The sequence below is a fragment of the Streptomyces lonarensis genome (genome assembly GCF_012033735.1).
GTDB classification, from domain to species: domain Bacteria; phylum Actinomycetota; class Actinomycetes; order Streptomycetales; family Streptomycetaceae; genus Streptomyces; species Streptomyces lonarensis.
This window is the reverse complement of the sequence record NZ_JAAVJD010000469.1, coordinates 1-1,199: the sequence shown is the minus strand read 5'-3', so window position 1 is coordinate 1,199 and position 1,199 is coordinate 1. Positions and strand designations below refer to the sequence as shown.

General features: G+C 76.7%; 1 protein-coding gene. It reads left to right on the top strand.

The features are described 5' to 3' along the window. Positions 1-96: 96 nt before the first annotated feature. Positions 97-1,023 carry an LLM class flavin-dependent oxidoreductase gene (locus HCN56_RS25580; RefSeq protein WP_167975029.1) on the top strand — a complete coding sequence of 309 codons (927 nt, stop codon included), beginning with the start codon at positions 97-99 and terminating at the stop codon, positions 1,021-1,023. Positions 1,024-1,199 lie beyond the last annotated feature (176 nt).

Genomic DNA, 1,199 nt, shown 5'->3' with positions numbered 1-1,199 from the left:
GCGCGGGCGCGCGCGGCCGGTCGGCCGCCCCGGGCGGCGGTGGCGGGGCCGACGCGGAGCGGGGCGGGGACGGCCGCATGGCCTACCCTGCCTCCCATGGCTGATTCACCCCCCGCCGCCCCGCTGCGGCTCTCCACCGTGATCCTGCCGGTACGTCGCTGGTCGCAGGGGGGTAGGCAGGTCTGGCAGCGTGCGGAGGAGCTGGGCTTCCACACGGCCTACACCTACGACCACCTCAGCTGGCGCAGCTTCCGCGACCAGGCCTGGTTCGGGGCGATCCCGACGCTCACCGCCGCCGCAGCGGTCACCGACCGCCTCCGGCTCGGCACCATGGTGACCTCGCCGAACTTCCGCCACCCGGTCACCCTGGCCAAGGAGCTGATCACCCTCGACGACGTGGCCGACGGCCGCGTCACGCTGGGCATCGGGGCCGGAGGCAGCGGTTTCGACGCCACCGCTCTCGGCCACGACGCGTGGACCCCGCGCGAACGCGCGGACCGCTTCGCCGAGTTCGTGCCGCTGCTCGACCGGCTGCTGACCGAGGGCGGGCCGGGCGGGGTCTCCTTCAAGGGCGACTTCTACTCGGCCCGCGACGTCCGCAACATCCCCGGCTGCGTGCAGCGGCCCCGGCTGCCGTTCGCCGTCGCCGCCACCGGGCCGCGCGGGATGCGGCTCGCCGCCCGCCACGGCCAGGCATGGGTCACCACCGGCGACCCGGCGACGGCCGACGCCTCCCCCAAGGAGGCCGTGGACGGACTGGCCCGCCAGGTCGACCGGCTCGCCGGCGCCTGCGCCGAGGCGGGGCGGGAGCCCGGCGCCATCGGCAAGGTCCTGCTGACGGGCTTCACGCCGCACCGCCCGCTGGAGTCGCTCGACGCCTTCGTCGACCTCGCCGGCCGCGTCCACGAGCTGGGGTTCACCGAGATGTTGGTGCACTGGCCGATCCCCGACTCGGTGTTCGCCGCCGACCAGGACCTGTTCGAGCGCATCGCCACCGAGGGGCTCGCCCAGCTCACCGCCTGAGCCGGGGCCTTGGCCGTGCCGGTCGCCCGGCCGTGCCTGCCGGCCTTCGCACCCGCGCGCGGGTGTCGCCGAACGCTCCGGACTGCCTCGCGGCGTCGGCAGCGTCGGCCCGGCGCACGGTCCCGCCCACGCCCGGCGCACCCGCCCGGCGTCCCGGCCTCGCCGCCGTTCCCTCG